Consider the following 18,621-nt stretch of genomic DNA (forward strand, 5'->3'; position numbering starts at 1 on the left):
TCCCGGTGCTCGATGCGGCGCGCGCGCCCGTGTTTTCGTTCGTAAAGCCGTACCCTGCGCGTGGGTGCGCAAGTCGAGCGCATGCATCAGTCGTCGCCGGCCAGTCGTCGCGGGTCAGTCGTCGCTATTGGGAGGCAGCTCGGGGAACAGCACATCGGTAAAGCCGAAGCGCGTAAAGTCCGTCACCCGCATGGGATAGAGGATGCCCTGCAGGTGGTCGCATTCATGCTGCACCACGCGCGCGTGGAAATCCTCGGCAACGCGCTCGATGCGCGCGCCCATCACGTCAAAGCCGGTGTACTTCAGGCGCGTGAAACGCGGCACCACCCCGCGCAGCCCCGGCACCGACAGGCAGCCTTCCCAGGCTTCATCCTGCTCCTCGCCAAGCGGCGTCAGCTCGGGATTGATCAGTACGGTCTTGGGCACGGTGGGGGCGTCGGGATAGCGCGGATTGCGGTCGAAGCCGAAGATCACCACCTGCAGGTCCACGCCGATCTGCGGCGCGGCCAGGCCAGCACCGTTGGCGTGATCCATGGTGTCGAACATATCGTCGATCAGGATGCGCAATTCGGGCGTGTTGAAGCGCGTGACAGGGCGCGCTACCTGCAGCAGGCGCGGGTCGCCCATCTTGAGAATGTCACGGATCATGCTTGATCTCCGGTATTAAGCTCGGCCAGCAAAGCCAGCAAGGCGGCCTCGTCCAGCACGGGCACGCCGAGCGCCTCGGCCTTTTCCAGTTTGCTGCCGGCTTCCGCGCCAGCCACCACATAGTCAGTCTTCTTCGACACCGAGCCGGCCACCTTGGCGCCGGCCGCCTCCAGCATTTCCTTGGCGTCTTCGCGCGACAGCGTGGGCAGCGTGCCTGTCAGCACGAACGTCTTGCCGGCCAGCGGCGCGGGCGCCGCACGCTGCGCCGGCTCGCTTTCCGGCCAGTGCACGCCGGCGGCACGCAGTTGCTCGATGACTTCCACGTTGTGCGGCTCGGCCAGGAAGTTGGCGATGGACTGCGCCACCACCGGCCCCACGTCGTTGACCTCGAGCAAGGCGGCCTCGTCGGCTGCCAGCAGCCCATCGAGCTTGCCGAAATGCTTGGCCAGGTCCTTGGCCGTCGCTTCGCCCACATGGCGGATGCCTAGCGAGAAGATAAAGCGGTTGAGCGTGGTCTCGCGCGACGCCTCGATGGCGGCCACCAGGTTGGTGGCCGACTTGTCGGCCATCCGGTCCAGCGCGGCCAGCTTGGCGACGCCAAGCTTGTAGAGATCGGCCGGCGTGTGCACGATGGCCATGTCGACCAGTTGCTCGACCACCTTGTCGCCGAGGCCTTCGATATCCATGGCGCGGCGCTGCGCGAAATGCAGCAGCGCCTGCTTGCGCTGGGCCGCGCAGATCAGCCCGCCGGTGCAGCGCGCGATCACCTCGCCTTCCAGCTTCTCGATGTGAGACCCGCACACCGGGCATGCGGTGGGCATGACGAAGGCGCGTGCGTCGGCGGGCCGGCGCTCCGGCACCACCGCCACCACTTCGGGAATCACGTCGCCGGCGCGCCGCACGATCACGGTATCGCCGATATGCACGTCCTTGCGGCGGATCTCGTCCTCGTTGTGCAGCGTGGCATTGGTCACCGTCACGCCGCCAACGAACACCGGCGCCAGCCGCGCCACCGGCGTGATGGCGCCGGTGCGGCCGACCTGCACCTCGATATCCTCGACCACCGTGGTCATTTCCTGGGCCGGGAACTTGTGCGCCAGCGCGAAGCGCGGCGCACGCGACACGAAGCCAAGGCGCTCCTGCTCGGCCAGCGCGTTGACCTTGTACACCACGCCGTCGATGTCGTACGGCAACGCCGCGCGCCGCTCGCCCACCCCGCGATAGAAGCTCAGCAAGCCGTGCGCACCCCGCACGACTTCGCGCTCCGCGCAGACCGGCATGCCAAGCCCGGCGAACCAGTCGAGCATGGCGCTGTGCGTCTCGGGACGCGGCGCGCCTTGCAGCTCGCCCAGCCCGTAGGCGAAAAACGACAACGGACGCTTGGCGGTGATGCGCGGATCCAGCTGGCGCAGGCTGCCGGCGGCGGCGTTGCGCGGATTGACGAAGGTCTTTTCACCGGCCTCGGCCTGCCGCGCATTGAGCTTGTCGAATTCGCGGCGATACATGAAGACTTCCCCGCGCACTTCCAGCACCGCTGGCAAGGCCTCGGCCTCGCCGCGCAAGCGCAGCGGAATCGCCTTGATGGTGCGCACGTTGACGGTCACATCCTCGCCAGTCTCGCCGTCGCCGCGGGTGGCGGCCTGCACCAGCCGACCGGCCTCGTAGCGCAAGGACATGGCCAGGCCATCGAACTTCAGCTCGCAGGCGTACTCCACTGCCTCGGCGGCGCTGAACAGGTCGGCCGTGCCGTCGGCGGGGGCGGCACGCCCCAGCCCCTGCGCGCAACGACGGTCGAAGGCCAGCACATCCTCATCCTCGAAGCCGTTGTTTAGCGACAGCATCGGGATGGCATGGCGTACCGTATCGAAGGCCGACAGCGGCTGGCCGCCCACGCGCTGCGTGGGCGACTCAGGGGTCAGCAATTCGGGATGCCTGGTCTCGATGTCCTGCAATTCGCGAAACAGCGCGTCGTACTCGGCATCGGGCACCGACGGTGCATCGAGGACGTAGTACTGGTAATTGTGGCGCTCCAGCTCGGCGCGCAGCCAGTCGGCGCGCGCGGCGGGAGAATCGCTGACAGGCGCGGGGGCTTGCGCCGCCGCACCTTCTGGTTTGGTGCTCATGCTGAAGGACTGAATCCGTTGTCGTCGTTATCGTCGATGCCGAACTGGCGTACTGGCGTACTGGCGTGTCAGAGACTGAACAAACGTAGCGTCACCGGCGAGCCCGCAGGCATGCCGCGGGCCTCCAGCTTGTCGTAGAGTGTTTGAAGCTGGCCGAAGATGGCGACGAAGGACGATTCGCTCAACGGCCGCATATTGTCGTCGACCAGTTGCGCGCCCATGCGTTGCGCCAGGCTGTAGCCGTACTCGCACACGGTCTTGAACGGCTTGGTCGCCTGCGCCGCGGACGGCACATCGAGCAGCAGCGTGATCTGGCGGCCGGCCTTGGCCGTGAGGTCATCGCGCAGGAAATTGGTATCGCCGAACTGCAGCGTGAACAGCGCCCGCTGCACGCCCTCGGCGTTGGCCTGATAGCGCGTGAAGCGAGTGCCGTCGCGCGACAGGACCAGCCCGTCCTGGGTCGCCACCGTCTGCACATAGGCGGCGGACCACGGCGCGCCGTCGGAGATCACGTTCACGCCAAGCTGCACATCGCAACTGGCGGCAAACGCATCGAGCTCGCGGCCGTTGGCGACCGTCTCGGTCATGTCGGGCAGTTCGGCCGAGGCGTCTAGCGCTTCGGCCAGCGCTTCCACCGCATTGACGAACTCCGAAAACTCGAGCGCATTGAGCGCCCCGCTGCGGTTGGCAAGCTGCACCGCTACCTGCAGGTCCTCGTACTGATGGCCGGCGGTGACCGGCTCCCAGGCATTGGCTTCGCTGCGCAGGCCTTCGATGTGCACCTGCTTGGTTCCCGCACGGCGCAGGCGGCCGGTGAGCGGCAGGATGCGATCGCCCGAGCTCTTGCGCTCCAGGCGCAGCGGCACGATGCAGTCGATCAGCGGATCGATGACAGCCGGCGTGGGCTGGCCATCGAGCGCAACGGGCTCTTGCTGCGCCGCTTGGGCAGGCGCGGCATCTTGCCTGGGCTTTGTCGGTTCGGTGCGTTCCACTTGTTCCGCGTGTTCTGCATCTTCCGCATGTTCTTCGTGGTCCGCGGCGTCATACGATTCGGCGAGCCCGGCAGACCCAGCCTCCTCGGCATGCGCGGGCTTGCCGGCAGCCGCATGGGCCGAGGACGGCGCCGCGGCGATGGCCACTTCATCCGCCAGGGCTTCGTCGGCGTCGGCCGAGCTCGCGGCCATGCCAGCCGCCACGGCGGCGGCGTCCAGCGGCGAAGCCGACAACGTGGGCTCGCGCCGCTCGAGCTGATGCTCGGGCAATGGCTCGTGCAGCCTGGCGCTGACTTCCGGCTTGACCACCGGGCTTACCACCGGCTCGCGCATCGGCGGCAGGTCGTCTTCGGGCTGCAGGGCGCGCGGGCGGCGCGCCTTGCGGATCTGCCACTGGTTGTAGGCGACTACCAGCAGCAACAGGACAATGCCTGCAACGATCAGGGCGGTCTGGAGCGTCATGCTGCCTCCGCCATCGAGAGCGCTGCGTCCATATCCACGGCGACGATACGCGATACACCTTGCTCTTGCATCGTCACGCCAATCAACTGGTGTGCCATTTCCATTGCGATTTTATTGTGGGAAATGAAGACGAACTGGGTCTTGTCCGACATGCGCGCCACCATATTGGCGTAGCGCTCCGTATTGGCATCGTCCAGCGGTGCGTCCACCTCGTCGAGCAGGCAGAACGGCGCCGGGTTGAGCTGGAACATGGCGAACACCAGCGCGATGGCCGTCAGGGCCTTCTCACCGCCCGACAGCAGGTGGATGGTGGAGTTCTTCTTGCCCGGCGGCTGCGCCATCACCTGCACGCCGGCGTCGAGGATTTCGTCGCCGGTCATGATCAGCCTGGCTTGCCCGCCACCGAACAGCGACGGGAACAGCTCGCCGAAGTGATGGTTGACCTGGTCGAAGGTCCCTTGCAGCATCGCGCGGGTTTCCTGGTCGATCTTGTGGATCGCGTCTTCCAGCGTGGTGATGGCGTCGATCAGGTCGGCCGACTGCGCATCGAGGAAGGTCTTGCGCTCGCGCGCCGCCGCCAGTTCGTCCAGCGCGGCCATGTTCACCGGCCCGAGCGCGTTGATGGCGTTGTTCAGGCGGGTGACCTCGCCCTGCAGGTAGGAGGGCTTGAGATCGGGCGTGAGCTTCTCGGCCAGCGCGGCCTCGTCCACCTCGGCGGTCGTGAGTTGCTCGCTGAACTGCTCCTGGTTCAGGCGCGCGGCCTGTTCCTTCAACTGGTACTCGGTGATGCGGTCGCGCAGCGGCTGCAGGCTGCGCTCGGCGGCCAGGCGCTGGTCGTCGTACTGGCGCAGCTGCGCCGACAGCGCGTCCAGCTCGGTGCGGGCGAGCTGGAGTTTTTCTTCCTTCTCGGCACGGCGCTCCAGCGCATCCTGCAGGCCGGTGTGGGCGGTCTGCTCATTGATGGTTTCCAGCTCGACACGAGCATCTTCCAGCGACTGGGCAAGACGCTCCGACTGGTCGCCCGCGGTCTGGATATTGCGGCGCAGCTCGTCGATGCGGTTAGCCAGGTTGCGCTCAGCGAACAGCGCTTCCTGCGCCGCGCGCTCGAAGTCGCGCAGCTGGTGCCGCGCCGACGACAGCTTGCTGTCCAGCGCCTCGAAGGCCATCTGGTGGTCTTCGTGCGTGGACTGCATCTGCGCCAGCGCGGCGTCGTGCTGCTCGAAGCTGGCTTCGGACTCGGCGCGGATGGCGCGCTGCTCTTCGATCTGCGCGGCGATTTCGGCCAGTTCCTCACGGATCTGGCCGCTGCGCGCGGCGTAGCGCTCCATGGCCTGCGACAGCTTGAGCACATCCATCTGCAGCGCGTGCACGCGGCGTGTGGCCTGCTCGCTGCGTCCGCGGGCCTCGGTGAGCGCGGCGCTGGCCTGGGTGTAGGCCGCTTCGGCGCGGACCGCCTGGCTCTTGGCTTCGTCGGACAGCAGCAGCTGGGCGCGCGCCTGCTTCTGCAGGTTTTCGATTTCCTGCTCGCGGGCCAGCATGCCGGCCTGCTCGGAATCGGCCGCATAGAGGTGGACCGAGCTACGGCCCACCAGGTGGCCCTCGGCCACGACGAACGACGCGCCTTCCGGCAGCGTGGCGCGCTGGGCCAGCGCCGACGCCATATCGGTGGCGGTGTAGATATCGGCCAGCCAGTCCTGCATCACGGCCCGGATGCCCGGCTCGGTGATCTGCACCAGCGCCATCAGCGCACGCATGCCGGCGGGGGTTTCCTGCGGGCGCGCGGCCGGCGGCGGCGAGTAGAAGGCCAGCTTGGCGGGCGGCGCGTCGGACAGGAAGGACTTGATCCAGTCCAGGTTGGAGACTTCGAGCGCGCCGAGCTTTTCGCGCAGCACGGATTCCAGCGCGCTTTCCCAGCCCGGCTCGATATGGAGCTTCTTCCACAGGCGCGGCAGCTCGGCCAGGCCGTGCTTGGCCAGCCAGGGCTGCACCTTGCCTTCGGTCTGCACATTTTCCTGCAACTGCTTGAGCGCGGCCAGGCGCGCTTCCAGCGACCCGATCGCGGCGGCCTCGCGCTGCACGCGTTCCTGCGCGCTGCGGCGCTCGCCGTCCAGGCGCGGCACGCTGTCGGCGGAGTCAGCCAGGATGGCCTGCGCTTCTTCCAGCACGGCTTCCTGCTCGGCCAGCTCGGCGCGTTGCTCTTCCAGGCGGGTTTCATCGGGGCGGTCCAGCCCCTTTTCTTCGCCGGACAAGCGCTCGCGACGCTGCTCGAGCTGCTGCAGCATCTGGTCGGCGCTGCGCTGCTGCGCGGCCTCCAGCTTGAGCGCCTGCTCGGCCTGCATGATGCTGGCGCGCTGCTCGTTGGACAGCACCTGGGCATCGCGCCACTGGGCTTCCAGCGTGGGCAGCTCATCGGTCTTGTGCGCGACGGCCTCCTGGGCTTCGATGGTGCGGCCTTCGGCGACCGCCAGCTCTTCTTCAGCCTGCGCCAGGGCATCGGTAGCCTGCTCGGCCTTGCCCTGCCACTGCTCGCGCTGCGCCGTCAGTGCGGCGATCTGTGCCTGCACGCGGTTGCGCGACTCCACCACATAGCGGATCTCGGCCTCGAGCTTGCTGACCTCGGCATTGGCTTCGTACAGGCCGCCCTGCGCGGTGTGCATATTGTCCGAGGCGGCGTAATGCGCGGCGCGCATGGTCTCGAGCTCGGCCTCGACGTGGCGCAGTTGCGCGGTTTGCGCTTCCAGGTCGATCTGTGCCTGCTCGATGGCGCGCGTGTTGCGCTCCTGCTCGGCCTGGGCCTCGCGCTTGCGCAGCAGCCACAGCAGGTGCTGCTTTTCCTCGCCGTCGGACTGCAAGGTCTTGAAGCGCTGGGCCACTTCGGCCTGCCCTTCGAGCTTGTCCAGGTTGGTGCCGAGCTCGCGCAGGATGTCTTCCACGCGGGTCAGGTTCTCGCGCGTGTCGGACAGGCGGTTCTCGGTTTCGCGGCGGCGTTCCTTGTACTTGGACACCCCTGCGGCTTCTTCCAGGAAGATCCGCATGTCATCGGGCTTGGCCTCGATGATGCGCGAGATCATGCCCTGCCCGATGATGGCGTAGGCGCGCGGCCCCAGGCCGGTGCCCAGGAAGATGTCCTGGATATCGCGGCGGCGCACGGCCTGGTTGTTGATGTAGTAGGAGGACGTGCCGTCGCGGGTCAGCACCCGCTTGACGGCGATCTCCGCATATTGGCTCCATTGCCCGCCGGCGCGCCCCTCAGGGTTGTCGAACACCAGTTCGACGCTGGCGCGGCCAGCCTGTTTGCGCGCGGTGGAGCCATTGAAGATCACGTCCTGCATGGACTCGCCGCGCAGCTCGGAGGCGCGCGACTCGCCCAGCACCCAGCGCACCGCATCGATGATGTTCGATTTGCCGCAGCCGTTGGGACCGACGATGCCGACCAGTTGGCCAGGCACTTGAAAATTGGTGGGATCGACGAAGGACTTGAAGCCCGCCAGCTTGATCGAGGACAGTCGCACGGTTGGTCGTGGGGTATCTAGCGTAATGCAGCGTTCAGGAGAGCCGGGCCCCAACGAGAAGCAGGGCCGGCGCGTGCCGGTTGCGCCCCATGCCTTCTCTCTTGTGCCCGATAGATGGCGCTAATCATACCATCGCGCCTTCGGCGTCCGGGCGCTTTCCGGGCTAAGCGCTAGCCATTTCCCCAGGGCGTTTGGGCCGCTTCCGATACACCCCGTGCGGTTCACGCCCCACGCTTGCGGCGATGCTGCCATGCGGCGAAAGATCACCACCCTGCGCTTGACGTCGCCGCACTTCTTGGCGCCGGCGGGAAACTTCCAAGGGTTAGTGCTAGTCTCTCATTGTCAGCGTGATCCTTGAGGCCCATTGCACCTGCCGCCCCGTCACCGGCGCAATGGCTGCCACCGGCCAACGCGGAGCCCGGCTTCGCGCCCCTTCTGGGAGTGTCCAGCATGACCGCCTTCTCACCGGCGATATCAGACAGCAGCTTGCCCGACCACGATGCCGTGAATGTGGCTACAACACCACCCTGGTCCTTGGACGACATCGATTTCCAGGCCATCGACACCGCCCTTGTCCGGTCCGATCGGGAATTGTTCTACCTGCTGGTGTCGGCCTCCTTTGTCGAAAGCGGCTCGGACACGTACGCCGGCAACCTGGCCAATTACTACGCCGCCAATCCCGAGGCTTCCGGCTGGTTGTCCGAACACTGGGAGGCAGAGGAGCTGCAGCACGGCCTGGCCCTGCGGCGCTATGTGGAACATGTCTGGCCCGAGTTCGACTGGGAGCGCGGCTATGCGCGGTTCTTCGAGGAATACCGCCATACCTGCTCGATCGACAACTTCGAGTCCACGAAAGCCCTTGAGATGGCCGCGCGCTGCGTGGTCGAGACTGGCACCGCGGCCCTTTACCGCTCCCTGGAACAAGCCAGCGACGAGCCGGTGCTACGCAATCTGACGCGGCGCATCGCCGATGACGAGGTGCGCCACTACAAGCACTTCTACCGCTACTTCAACACCTTCAACGGCGTGGAACGGCTCGGCCGCCTGCGTGTACTGGGCGCCCTGGTGCGCCGCTTGCTGGAAATCAAGAACGAAGACGCGCAGATCGCGCTGCGCAACGTGCTGCGCATCGAGCGCGGCACCGAGGATATCCCGCAACGGGACGTGCGCCGGCTCAACTCCCGGGTGAGCGCCGTGATCCGGCGCAACCTGCCGATCGAGATGACGGTCAAGATGCTGCTCCGCCCGCTGCACCTGCATGCCAGCGTGGAGCGCGCCATCCGCAAGCCGCTGGTGGCGGTGGTGTCGCGGGCGATGCTCTATTGAGGCGCGGCGCCACCTATTGCGGCTGCAGCGCCTGGTCCGCCACACCGGCGGCGTTGCCGGCGCGACGCGCCTTGGTGCGGTGCACCAGCCCCGACAAGGCGCCAGCCGCCACGATGCACAGGCCGCCGGCGGCCTCCTTCCAGCTCAGCGTCTCGGTCGCCAGCCACCACGACGACACCGCCGCGATCACGATCTCGAACAGCATCAGCAGCGATACCCGGTTGGCCGGCAGGCGCTGCAGTCCATACTGGACCACCGAATTGCTCAGTACCAGCGTCGCGGCGAGGCCCAGCATCAGCGCCACGCCACCCCAGCCGATCACCGGCGCCAGCGCCACACCGCCCGGCTCCAGCAACAGCGCGCACGGCAGGCCGACCGCGGTGCAGCCCACGTAGACCATCACGGTGCGCAGGCGCGCATCCATCTCCGGGTAAAGCTGCCCGGCCCGGCGCGACAGCACATTGTTGACGGCAAACCCCATGCCGCCAATCAGGCCGGACCATTCCGCTGCGCGCGTGGGCAGCGGCAGCCCCACTTCCGGCGTCCACAGCATCAGCCCCGCGCCAAACAGCGCCAGCACTACCAGCAGCAAGCCGGATGCCGATAGTTTCTCGCCCAGGAAGACGCGGGCAAACAAGGCCGTCCATACCGGCGTCAGGTAGAACAGCAGCAACACCCGCATCACATGGCCGTTGACGCTGCCCCATACAAAGCCGGCGTTGGTCACGCCTGCCGCCAGCCCGATCGCCACGAACAGCCACGACCAGCGCAGGCCACCCAGGTGGCGCGCGAAGGCCACCAGGGCGATCAGCGCGGCCATGGCGCTCACCAGCGCGGCTGCCGTCATGCCGCCCAGACCCCAGCCGGCAAGAACCCGGTAGGGAAACCAGGCGATGCCCCAGACCGAGGCGCCCAGCAGGATGGACAAGGTGGATTTGAAGGCATGCGGGTCGGCCGGGGCCGAAGCAGTGGAAGTCGCGGGCAGATGGCTCATGGGAAAACGGTCAAGGCTGCCACTTGGGCAGCCAGTCGGTATTCGGTATCGGAAAATCACTGCGGGACAGCCGGGGCTGGTCGCGCACGGCCGCAGACAAGCCACAAGCCGCCGCGCCGCGCCGCCAGGGCCTTGCCGGCGCACGGGAATGTCCGGCAATCCTCTATAATGACTGGCTTTGAGCTTGGCCCTACCGGCCTGAACCTGATCGTGAATCCCCGCCTCGACCTGCTCCAGCCCTATCCGTTCGAGAAACTGCGCGTGCTGCTGGCTGACGTCAAACCAAATGGCGCGCTGCCCGCGATCAGCTTCGGCATCGGCGAACCCAAGCACCCCACGCCCGAATTCATCAAGACGGCGCTGTCGAACGCGCTGCAAGGACTGGCGAATTATCCCACAACGGCCGGATCCGATGCACTACGACAGTGCATGGCCGCGTGGATCCAGCGCCGCTACAATCTGCCGGCGGTCAATGCCACGACCCAGGTGCTGCCGGTCACCGGCTCGCGCGAGGCCTTGTTCGCCTTCGCCCAGACCGTGGTCGACGCCAGCCAGCCCGGCGCGCTGGTGCTGTGCCCCAACCCGTTCTATCAGATCTATGAAGGCGCGGCGCTGCTGGCCGGCGCCACGCCCGTGTTCGCCAACAGCGATCCGGCGCGCAACTTCGCGCCCGCGTTCGACCGCATTGGCGCCGAGACCTGGGCCAAGGTGCAACTGGTCTTTGTGTGCTCCCCGGGCAACCCGACCGGCGCCGTGCTGTCGCTGGAAGACTGGCGCGAGCTGTTCGCGCTGTCCGACCGCCATGGCTTCGTGATCGCCTCGGACGAGTGCTACTCCGAGATCTACTTCAAGGAAGGCGAGCCGCCGCTGGGCGCGCTGGAAGCCGCGCACAAGCTGGGCCGCGCCGAAGGCGCACATCCCTTCGAGCGCCTGGTGATGTTTTCCAGCCTGTCCAAGCGCTCCAACGTGCCGGGCCTGCGCTCGGGCTTCGTGGCCGGCGATGCCGCCCTGCTGAAGAAATTCCTGCTATACCGTACCTATCACGGCGGCGCCATGAACCCAGCGGTGCAGACCGCCAGCGTGGCGGCCTGGAACGACGAGGCCCATGTGCGCGACAACCGCGCCGCCTACGTGCGCAAGTTTGCCGAGGTCACGCCGATGCTGGCCGAGGTGCTGGACGTGGCCTTGCCCGATGCCGGCTTCTACCTGTGGGCGGATGTCTCGCGCACCGGCCTGTCCGACACCGAGTTTGCCGCGCGGCTGCTGGCCGAGCAGAACGTCACTGTGCTGCCGGGCAGCTACCTGGCGCGCGAGGCCGATGGCATCAACCCGGGCGCCAACCGCGTGCGCATGGCGCTGGTGGCCACGCCCGGGGAATGCCTGGAAGGCGCGCGCCGCATCGTCGCCTTCTGCAAGTCGCTGGGCTGAAACCCGCGGACGCGGGCGAAGTGCGCCGCACGGCACACACCGTACACACACCGTATTTTGTTGTAGACAACGATCAACCACTGAAAACACGCATATGACGCAAGCACTGCAAGCCCTGATCGACCAGGCATGGGAAGACCGCGCAAGCCTCTCGCCCAAGTCCGCCCCCAACGACATCCGCGAAGCCGTGGCCAATGTGATCGGCCAGCTCGACACCGGCGCCCTGCGCGTGGCCGAGAAGCAAGGCAAGGAATGGATTGTCAACCAGTGGATCAAGAAGGCCGTGCTGCTGTCGTTCCGCCTGGAAGACAACGCGCCGATGTCCGCTGGCGGCTTCGCCCAGTTCTACGACAAGGTGCCGACCAAGTTCGCCAACTGGACCGCCGACGACTTCGCCAAGGGCGGCTTCCGCGTGGTGCCCCCGGCGGTCGCCCGCCGTGGCTCGTTCATCGCCAAAAACGCCGTGCTGATGCCTTCGTACGTCAACATCGGCGCCTACGTCGATGAAGGCACCATGGTCGACACCTGGGCCACCGTCGGTTCGTGCGCCCAGATCGGCAAGAACGTCCACCTGTCCGGCGGCGTCGGCATCGGCGGCGTGCTCGAGCCGCTGCAGGCCAACCCGGTCATCATCGAAGACAATTGCTTCATCGGCGCGCGCTCGGAAGTGGTCGAAGGCGTGATCGTGGAAGAAAACTCGGTGATCTCGATGGGCGTGTACCTCGGCCAGTCGACCAAGATCTATGATCGCGAAACCGGCGAGATCCATTACGGCCGCGTGCCGGCTGGCTCGGTGGTGGTGGCGGGCAACCTGCCTTCCAAGGATGGCAAGTACAGCCTGTACTGCGCCGTGATCGTCAAGAAGGTGGACGCGCAGACCCGCGCCAAGACCAGCCTGAACGACCTGCTGCGCGGCGACTGATCTCGCCCGCTGCATCGAGGGGAGCGCCCCTGGCCCGGAACCGTGCGCGTGCACGGCCGGTCTGAACCGGAATGCCGGATCGGAACGCCAACGCTCCCCTCACCCCTTTGCCCTTTCCCCGCTCTCCAACGGTTCCCGCTCAATGGATACCGCCGCCGGCCGCCGCTGGCCCGCCCTTCGCAAGCGACTCATGGCCCTGGACCCGACCACTGTCACCACCGTTCTCTCGCTGCTGCCCACGATCCTCGAACAGGCCAACAAGACCATCGAGAAGATCAAGAAGGGCAAGCGCCGCGATGGCACCGCAGACATGCCTGGCCCGGACACGCGCGACCCTGCCGCGCGCATTGCGGACCTGGAAAACGCCGCCATGCAGCAGGCCGAGGCCGTCAAGCTGCTGGCCGAGCAACACGCCATCACCATCGAGGCCCTGCGCCGCGAAGCCGCACGGCTGGATCGCCGCCTGCGCCTGATGACCGGCGTGGCCATGGCCGGCTTTGCGCTTGGGCTTGCCGGCCTGGTGGTCGCCCTCAACCTTTTGCTGCGCTAGCCAGACCGGCCGGCCCCGCATTTCTCCGCTCATCGCCTCCACTTATCGCCATGACTGTCCTGCTCTACGGCATTCCCAACTGCGATACCGTCAAGAAAGCCCGCACCTGGCTGGAATCCAACGGTGTGGATTACACCTTCCACGACTTCAAGAAGCAAGGCGTGGACGAAGCCATGCTGCGCGGCTGGCTCGCGCAAGTGCCGCTCGCCACCCTGCTCAACCGCAAAGGCACGACCTGGCGCGCGCTGTCCGACGCGGACAAGGCGCTTGCAGAACAGGAAGCCGGCGCGATTGCGCTGATGCAGCAAAGCCCGTCGCTGATCAAGCGGCCGGTGCTGGCCCACAAGGGCAGCGTCAGCGTAGGTTTTTCAGCGGAAAATTACGCCAGCCTTTTTTAAGCCCGATGGCAGCGCCAGGACATGCGCGCTGCCAGGACGCAAGACTCGAACCATGCACCCCGCCGGACTCCGGCGCCAGGTGCCTCCTCGCTGCCACCATGAACCCCACCCTCGCCCTCACCGAAGACCTGATCCGCCGCCGCTCCGTCACGCCCGCCGATGAAGGCTGCCAGGCCGTGCTGGAAACCCGCCTGAAGGCGCTGGGCTTCGCCTGCGAAGCCATCGTCAGCGGCCCGGACGACTTCCGCGTGACCAACCTGTGGGCCGTCAAGCGCGGCACGCGCGGCCAGCACGGCAAGCTGCTGGCCTTTGCCGGCCACACCGACGTGGTGCCCACCGGCCCGCTGGAGCAATGGGGCTCAGACCCCTTCCTGCCCAGCCACCGCGACGGCAAGCTGTACGGCCGCGGCGCCGCCGACATGAAGACCTCCATCGCTGGCTTCGTGGTAGCGGTCGAAGAATTCGTGCAGGCCCACCCGGACCACGCCGGCTCCATCGCCTTCCTGATCACCAGCGACGAGGAAGGCCCCGCGCACGACGGCACCGTCAAGGTGGTCCAGGCGCTGAAGGCGCGCGGCGAGCGACTCGATTACTGCGTGATCGGCGAGCCCACATCGGTCGACACGCTCGGCGACATGGTCAAGAACGGCCGGCGCGGCTCGCTCTCGGGCAAGCTCACCGTCAAGGGCGTGCAAGGCCATATCGCCTACCCGCACCTGGCCAGGAATCCCATCCACCTGGCCGCGCCCGCATTGACCGACCTGGTGAACGAGCGCTGGGACGAAGGCAACGAGTACTTCCCCGCCACTAGCTGGCAGATGTCGAATATCCACGGCGGCACCGGCGCCACCAACGTGATCCCCGGCCATGTCACCGTGGATTTCAATTTCCGCTTCTCCACCGCCAGCACGCCCGATGGCCTGAAGGCGCGCGTGCATGCCATCCTGGAGCGCCACCAGCTGGACTACGACCTGGACTGGACCCTGGGCGGCGAGCCCTTCCTGACCGCGCGCGGCGATCTGTCCGAAGCGCTGGCTGGCGCCATCGCGGCGGAAACGGGCGTCAAGACCGAGCTGTCCACCACCGGCGGCACCTCGGATGGCCGTTTTATCGCCAAGATCTGCCCGCAGGTGATCGAGTTCGGGCCGCCCAATGCCAGCATCCACAAGATCGACGAGCACGTGGAAGTGCGATTTATCGAACCCCTCAAGAACATTTACCGTGGCGTGCTGGAACGCCTGATCGCCTGATCGCCGCGGACCAGAAAAAGACGCTATGGCAACCTCCTCCCCCCTGCTCACCGTGCGCGACCTGCTGCGCTTCGCGGTATCGCGCTTTACCCAGGCCAAGCTGTCCTTTGGCCACGGCAGCGCCAATGCCTATGACGAGGCCGCGTACCTGACGCTGCATACGCTGCACCTGCCGCTGGACACGCTCGACCCGTTCCTCGACGCGCGCCTGCTGCCCGAAGAAGTCGACGCCGTGCTGCAGGTCATCGAGCGCCGCGTGACCGAGCGCGTGCCCGCGGCCTATATCACCAACGAGGCCTTCATGCACGGCCTGCGCTTCTACGTGGACTCGCGCGTGATCGTGCCGCGCAGCTTCGTTGGCGAACTGCTGCATGAAGGGCTGGAACCGTGGGTAGGCGACAGCGCCGAAATCGGCCCGGTGCTGGAGCTGTGCACCGGCTCCGGCTGCCTGCCCATCATCGCCGCGCACGTCTGGCCGAAGGCCCGCATCGATGCGGTCGACATCTCGCCGGATGCGCTGGCCGTGGCTCGCCGCAATGTGGCGGACTACAAGATGGAAGACCGCATCAGCCTGTACGAGGGCGACCTGTACGCACCGCTGCCCGCGGGCGCCAAATACGATGTGATCCTCACCAACCCGCCCTACGTCAACGAAACCTCCATGCAAGCGCTGCCGGCCGAATACCAGGCCGAGCCGCGCATCGCACTGGCTGGCGGCGACGACGGCATGGACGTGGTCCGCCGCATCATCGCCGGCGCCAAGGCGCACCTGAACCCGGGCGGCGCGCTGGTGGTGGAGATTGGCAACGAGCACGCCAATGTGCAGGCCGCGTTCCCCGACCTGGAGATCGTCTGGCTGCCGGTCAGCGCTGGCGATGAGCAGGTGTTCCTGCTGACTTACGAAGCGCTGCCAGGTTGAAGGCTTGCTCAAGACACGGCCGCAGGCTCCTGCGGCCGTCTTTCTTCGCAATGGATACCCGCCGCGACGGCCGGATAGCCCGCTCAGTCCGCTCGGTCCCTCACCATCCCGCCAGCCCCTTCACCACCGCCTCCCTGACCTGCTCCACCACGCTCGCCCGCCAGTCGTCCGCATCCCCATAAAAGGCATGCCACATCGCCTGCCGAATCAGATTCCGCTGGCCTTCATCCGCCTCCGGGTGCAGGTGTAGCCAATGATCGCCACGTAGTGCCTCCAGCACCTCGGTGACAGGCAAGGTGCCGAATTCAAGCGCGATGCCGTTGTATGCCAGCGTGGGCAAAGTCTCCGGCACGGCCACCCAGGCCATGCCGTTGAGATTGGCCGAAGCCGACGAGCCGTCGTAGATCGAAGTGACATTGCCGCCCCAGATGGCGCGCACCCTGCCAATCTCCTCTTCGCGGTCCGGACCCATATAGATAGGCTCGCCATAGCCCCATGGGCCCAGGCCGGTATGCACGTCGATCCAGCGCAGCGCCTCGCGCCCGGCGCCGAAGCGCGCCAGGATGCGGCGCAGCGTGTAATTGCTCCAGGTCGCCTTGTTGCCGCCGAAGAACAGCCCGTGCGGCGCCTGGTACTGGCCGCCGCTCACCGCCGCCTGGTACCAGGGCAAGCCTTTCTCGGCTACCGCCTTCATCAGCGCGGCCTGGTCGGCCTCGGAGGGCGGCCAGTGCTCGGGCAGCAGCATGGGCGCCACCTCGGCGTACGGCGCGTTGTCGGGCAGCGGCTGGGTGAAATCCATGAAATTGCGGTTGAGGTCAACGTTGTCTTCGTTGACCCGGCGCATATGCGAGAAACCGTAGGGATTGACCGCGTGCACCAGCAGCAGCGCCACGCCCGCGCCAGCGCACGCCTGCAGCAGATCCGCGTCGCCCAGCATGGCGACCTGCGCCCCGGAGCCGCAGAAGCCTTCCACCCCGTGCATCCCTGAAGTCACCATGAGCACGCGCCTGGCCTCGGCACCGCCCACCCAGGCGACATCCATGGCGAGTTCCTCGCCGGCGCAGCCGCGCTTGGTGGGATGGGGGAACGCGGTCAGGGTGCCGCCGGCAGCCCGGGCCGCTTCAAGGAATTTCTGCCGGGCTTCGGCATAACTGCGGGAAAAGCTGGTGTGCAAGGACATGACAGCAGATTTCGCGCTTGGCGAGGAGTGGGGGTGCCGCTATTAAACGCCAACTTGGCCGGCATTGCCATCCGAAGCCGCCCGAAGCCGGGCAGCTAGCCTTTGCCGCCCTTCGCGCTCTTGGTGCCCTTCTCGCCCTTGGCCGCATCTGCCGGCACCGCCTCACGCAGCAACAGGGAGCGGAACGCATGCGGATGCATCTGGATGCCCGCCGCGGCGATCTGGGCGGCGGACAGCACCAGGTGACGCGCCAGCCAGTCATGGATGCTGCGCAGGAACCGGCGCTGCTCGACGCGGTTGGATTCCTGGATCACGCGCTCCAGCTTGACGTGCGCGGTGTAGACGTCGAGCAGGTTGATGGTCTTGAGCTTGGGCGGCGTGGTGGCGCTGCGCTCGATGGCGAGAATGCGCTTGACCTGGGCATCCGGCAGTTCGCCGGTTTCAAGGTAGGACTGATACACCGCTTCGAGCGCAGGAAAACGCACGGTGGGTTGCACGCGCGGCACGCCGGCCACCTTTTCCATGCGCAGCACGAGGTAACGGATGGCGGCCGTACGCCGCAGCGCGGCGTCGCTGGCCTTGCCTTGGCGGGCGCCACCCGCCGCGCCGCGGGCACGCGGGGGGGGGGGGGGGGGGCGGCGGGGGGCCCGGGCCGGCGGCCTCGAACTCCTCGTTGTCCGGCGCGGTCGCTTCGGGCACGGGCTGGCCGGCGTCCCGCTCGGTGTAGTCGGGCACCAGGTACAACAGGTCTGGCTCAGCAAGCACGGCCCGCGCGCAGGCCTCGCCAAAGGGGTACTCGTGGCCTTGCCCGTCGCGCAGGATAAAGGCCTGACCGTTGCCGAAGCCGTGGTGCCGCCCACGGCCGACCTGCTGCCGGCAGCGTGTGCCGGGTTCGACAAAATCCTTGCGTACGGGAGTCCAGCTCCCGTCGTTGACTGCGATCATGAATCTGCTTGTGCCTGCCGTGATGAGTGCTGCGAAGTGGCTGATTGCCTGCGGGGCGCCACCGGCGCCTGCCACCCGCCATTGTCCACCATGCGGCGGGCACTAGCGGGCACAACCGCCACGACCGCCTCAACAGGCCGCGCCGCGCCCTACTTCAGCATGAACGACATCGCCGACAGGCAGTTCAGCATGCGCACGGCCGCCTGCACCGAAGCGGCATCGAACGCCAGCGTCACGCCGTCCACGCGCTCCAGCGCGGGCCACTGGCAGAACAGGTCGGCATAGGCCGGGCCCTGGGTTTGCAAGCGGCAGTGGATCGGGCCACTGAGCTTCAGGGGCTGCCCGGCCTGCTCGCGTACGGCTTGCTCGGCTTGCGCGGCAATGGCGTCGCGCGATGCGGCAAGCGACAGCGAGGTGCCGCTGCCTTGCCCGCCGGCTTGCTTGGTCTGCACATAGCGCGCCCAGGGCATCAGCGCTCGGGTCTCGTCCACGAAGACATCGTCGCCGCTGGCCATCAGCACCGGCACACTGAATTCGCCCGCCAGGGCGCCGTAGATCCCGGCCTCGCCCAGTTCCTGGCCGTTGAGCCAGATGCGGGCGAACGCGCTGCTGTTGATGGTGTGGGCGAGGATACCGCGGCTTTGCGCGCGGCCGTGGTAGCCGATCATGAAGACGCCGTCGCAGCCGTGCACCCCGGCCATCATGCCAAGGTAGCGCGGCTTGCCTAGCACCAGGCGCGCGCGCGGGTCGAGCTGGTCCGGCAGCAGGTTGCGAAAGCCGCCGTGGGAATCGTTGACCAGCACTTCGACCGCGCCGCCCGCGAAGGCGCCTTGCACGGCGGCATTGGCTTCGGCCGTCATCCAGGCGCGGGCGCGTTCGTACTCGCCGTTGCCGGCGCGGGTCTGCTCGGGATGGAATACCCCGGCTACGCCTTCGATGTCGGTGGAAATCAGGATCTTCATGGCTTGTGGA

General features: G+C 67.1%; 14 protein-coding genes and 1 pseudogene. 7 read left to right on the forward strand and 8 right to left on the reverse strand.

Going from position 1 to position 18,621, the window contains the following annotated elements; translation table 11 throughout:
• Positions 1–114: 114 nt before the first annotated feature.
• From def to smc, 4 genes are all read right to left on the reverse strand, one after another.
• Entirely contained in the window at positions 115–648 is a 534-nt protein-coding gene (gene def, locus AC1RWI_RS04320; protein WP_043346961.1) for a peptide deformylase, read from the reverse strand.
• Entirely contained in the window at positions 645–2,771 is a 2,127-nt protein-coding gene (ligA, locus tag AC1RWI_RS04325) for an NAD-dependent DNA ligase LigA (RefSeq protein ID WP_492864753.1), read from the reverse strand. Before ligA ends, def begins: the two co-directional genes overlap by 4 nt.
• Positions 2,772–2,839: 68 nt before the next feature.
• On the reverse strand, positions 2,840–4,225 hold the full coding sequence (locus tag AC1RWI_RS04330; protein ID WP_492864755.1) for a cell division protein ZipA C-terminal FtsZ-binding domain-containing protein: 1,386 nt from the start codon (positions 4,223–4,225) through the stop codon (positions 2,840–2,842).
• Complete coding sequence (gene smc, locus AC1RWI_RS04335; protein WP_492864757.1) at positions 4,222–7,737, reverse strand: chromosome segregation protein SMC; 3,516 nt, start codon at positions 7,735–7,737, stop codon at positions 4,222–4,224. The genes AC1RWI_RS04330 and smc overlap by 4 nt, the downstream gene beginning before the upstream one ends.
• A 450-nt stretch (positions 7,738–8,187) precedes the next feature.
• Here smc and AC1RWI_RS04340 point away from each other — a divergent pair, with 450 nt between their 5' ends.
• Positions 8,188–9,063, forward strand: a complete 876-nt coding sequence (locus tag AC1RWI_RS04340) for a ferritin-like domain-containing protein (protein ID WP_492864759.1) — start codon at positions 8,188–8,190, stop codon at positions 9,061–9,063.
• Between the two features lie 13 nt (positions 9,064–9,076).
• Here AC1RWI_RS04340 and AC1RWI_RS04345 read toward each other — a convergent pair whose 3' ends face one another.
• Positions 9,077–10,057, reverse strand: coding sequence for a DMT family transporter (locus AC1RWI_RS04345; protein WP_043346972.1), 981 nt, complete (start codon positions 10,055–10,057; stop codon positions 9,077–9,079).
• Between the two features lie 210 nt (positions 10,058–10,267).
• On the opposite strand from AC1RWI_RS04345, the gene dapC reads away from it, so the two are divergent.
• The 6 genes from dapC to prmB all read left to right on the forward strand — a co-directional run bounded on the left by dapC (position 10,268) and on the right by prmB (position 15,524).
• Positions 10,268–11,485: a succinyldiaminopimelate transaminase gene (gene dapC, locus AC1RWI_RS04350; protein WP_492864817.1), complete on the forward strand. Its 1,218-nt coding sequence runs from the start codon at positions 10,268–10,270 to the stop codon at positions 11,483–11,485.
• 94 nt (positions 11,486–11,579) lie between these two features.
• Complete coding sequence (gene dapD, locus AC1RWI_RS04355) at positions 11,580–12,407, forward strand: 2,3,4,5-tetrahydropyridine-2,6-dicarboxylate N-succinyltransferase (RefSeq protein ID WP_043346976.1); 828 nt, start codon at positions 11,580–11,582, stop codon at positions 12,405–12,407.
• Between the two features lie 190 nt (positions 12,408–12,597).
• A complete protein-coding gene (locus AC1RWI_RS04360) occupies positions 12,598–12,957 on the forward strand; it encodes a hypothetical protein (RefSeq protein WP_173430681.1) in 360 nt (119 codons plus the stop codon).
• Positions 12,958–13,007: 50 nt separating this feature from the next.
• Positions 13,008–13,355 carry an ArsC family reductase gene (locus AC1RWI_RS04365; RefSeq protein WP_492864761.1) on the forward strand — a complete coding sequence of 116 codons (348 nt, stop codon included), beginning with the start codon at positions 13,008–13,010 and terminating at the stop codon, positions 13,353–13,355.
• A gap of 98 nt (positions 13,356–13,453) precedes the next feature.
• Positions 13,454–14,605, forward strand: coding sequence for a succinyl-diaminopimelate desuccinylase (gene dapE / locus AC1RWI_RS04370; protein WP_492864763.1), 1,152 nt, complete (start codon positions 13,454–13,456; stop codon positions 14,603–14,605).
• A 25-nt stretch (positions 14,606–14,630) separates the two neighbouring features.
• Positions 14,631–15,524, forward strand: coding sequence for a 50S ribosomal protein L3 N(5)-glutamine methyltransferase (gene prmB, locus AC1RWI_RS04375; protein WP_043346987.1), 894 nt, complete (start codon positions 14,631–14,633; stop codon positions 15,522–15,524).
• A gap of 100 nt (positions 15,525–15,624) precedes the next feature.
• On the opposite strand, the gene AC1RWI_RS04380 is transcribed toward prmB, so the two are convergent.
• The 3 genes and pseudogenes from AC1RWI_RS04380 to AC1RWI_RS04390 form a co-directional block, all read right to left on the reverse strand.
• Complete coding sequence (locus AC1RWI_RS04380) at positions 15,625–16,704, reverse strand: M14 family metallopeptidase (RefSeq protein WP_043346989.1); 1,080 nt, start codon at positions 16,702–16,704, stop codon at positions 15,625–15,627.
• Positions 16,705–16,799: 95 nt separating this feature from the next.
• A pseudogene (locus AC1RWI_RS04385) lies at positions 16,800–17,649 on the reverse strand (hypothetical protein).
• Positions 17,650–17,798: 149 nt separating this feature from the next.
• The gene (locus tag AC1RWI_RS04390) at positions 17,799–18,611 is read right to left on the reverse strand and encodes a M55 family metallopeptidase (protein ID WP_492864766.1); all 813 of its coding nucleotides are present in this window, start codon (positions 18,609–18,611) and stop codon (positions 17,799–17,801) included.
• Positions 18,612–18,621 lie beyond the last annotated feature (10 nt).

It is taken from the genome of Cupriavidus sp. MPR-AND1C, from assembly GCF_058809705.1.